Raw genomic sequence first — 1717 nt, 5'->3', positions numbered from 1 at the left:
TTGCGGGAAATTCCCTCGACCGAAGATGGCGATTTCACTTATGAGAAATTTGAAAAAAGATACAACTCAGATCTGGCGGCTGGACTAGGAAATTTAGTGGCCAGAGTTTTAACAATGGTAGAGAAATATTGTGGCGGTAAGGTACCTAAAATTGATAAGGATCCGGATAGTCATCCATTAAGGATCAATCAAAATATCCATAATTGGAAAAAATCTTGGCAAGATTTAGATAATGCTCTGGCTAATACTTATCAATTTAACGAAGCGCTTTCTTCTATTTGGAAATTTATTACCGAGGCTGATAAATACATTGAAGAAAACAAACCTTGGGATTTAGCAAAAGAGGGGAAAGTCGAGGAATTAAATTGGGTATTATATGGATTGTTGGATGCCATTCATCAACTTACTTGGCAAATTTTTATCTTTTTACCAGATGCTGCCTTAAAAATTGCTAATGCTTTAAGATTAGAAAAAATATTAGTGAGAAACCCAAACTATAAAGATAGTTGGACTAACATTAAACCCGGAACTAAAATTAAAAAAATTGAGCCCCTCTTCCCTAAATTGATTTGATTTTCAAAATAGAATTTGCTAATCTTAACTTAGAACATTTCAAAAGGGGGTGATAAAGTGCCAATAATGGAAGTTGGAGATTGTGAGGAATTTATAAATAAAATGAAAAAGATGTGTCCCAAGGAGTTATCTAAAGAAAAAGGTGGAGCTGGTCGTTATAAACTAATCATTGCTACTGAGAATCGGAGAGCGATTTTCAAACCAACTGTAACAACCCAAGGGTTAATTACTTTACTCTTAAGAGACTTAAGCGATATTGCCAAAGATAGAATATTAAAAGAAGCAAGAGATATAAAAGAGTTGGAGATTGACGAGTGCTTAAATTTCTGGTTTGACGAAAGAAGAGAACCGCCAGCTAAAGTCCCAATCGAATAGAAAAAGGAAACCGAAAGTTGATCAAATTTTTCAAATAGGCCCAGCCTTGCTGGGCTTTTTTTATTTTCAAAAATGAAATAAAATAAAAAAATGCTTGTAGATACGCATTCCCATTTGAATTTTCCAGCTTTTGATAAAGATAGAAATGAAATTATAAAGAAATGCTTAGAAAGTGAAATTTGGGTGATAAATGTTGGAACAAATTTTGAAACTTCAAAGAAAGCAGTAGAAATTACCACGAAATATGAAAAGGGCGTTTATGCTTCAATCGGGCTTCATCCGATAGATTTGGATACCGGATTAATAAAAATTAAAACGGATGAAAAAGAAGGAAGCCATTTTGAAAAGAAATTTGATTACGAGAAATACAAAAATTTGGCAAAATCTGAAAAAGTCGTGGCAATTGGCGAAATTGGGTTAGATTACTATTGGAAACCAAAAACAAAAAGAAAACTTGAATTATTTAAAGAAAAACAAAAAGATTTACTTTTAAAAGAATTAGAATTAGCCAAAGAATTAAATTTGCCAGTAATTTTTCATTGCCGAATGGCCCACGAGGATTTGATAAAAATCCTAACCGATCCAGACCGCAATTCCTACGATCGTAGGAATCACGGTCAGATTAAGGGAGTAATTCATTGTTTTACTGGGGATTGGGAGCAGGCCGAAAAATATCTGAAAGTGGGTTTTTATTTAGGTTTTAATGGTCTAATTTTTAAAATGAATTTCGATGAAATAATCAAAAAAACGCCAATTGAAAAAATTTTAA

The 1717-nt window shown here is 32.8% G+C and carries 2 protein-coding genes and 1 pseudogene (1 of these 3 cut by a window edge); all 3 read left to right on the top strand.

Features of this window, described 5'->3' with window-relative positions:
* Positions 1-585 (top strand): annotated as a pseudogene (locus GW846_06565) (class I tRNA ligase family protein) (it extends 929 nt beyond the left edge of the window).
* 54 nt (positions 586-639) lie between these two features.
* Positions 640-948, top strand: a complete 309-nt coding sequence (locus tag GW846_06560) for a hypothetical protein (protein ID NDK10407.1) — start codon at positions 640-642, stop codon at positions 946-948.
* A 90-nt stretch (positions 949-1038) separates the two neighbouring features.
* Positions 1039-1717, top strand: a 679-nt coding sequence (locus tag GW846_06555) for a TatD family hydrolase (protein ID NDK10406.1), incomplete at its 3' end; no start/stop codon positions are given.

Source organism: Candidatus Gracilibacteria bacterium (assembly GCA_010119145.1).
In the GTDB taxonomy this organism is placed as follows: domain Bacteria; phylum Patescibacteriota; class Gracilibacteria; order BD1-5; family UBA6164; genus JAACSU01.
Note: the sequence above shows the minus strand (reverse complement) of the source record. Positions and strands in the feature narration are given on the sequence as shown.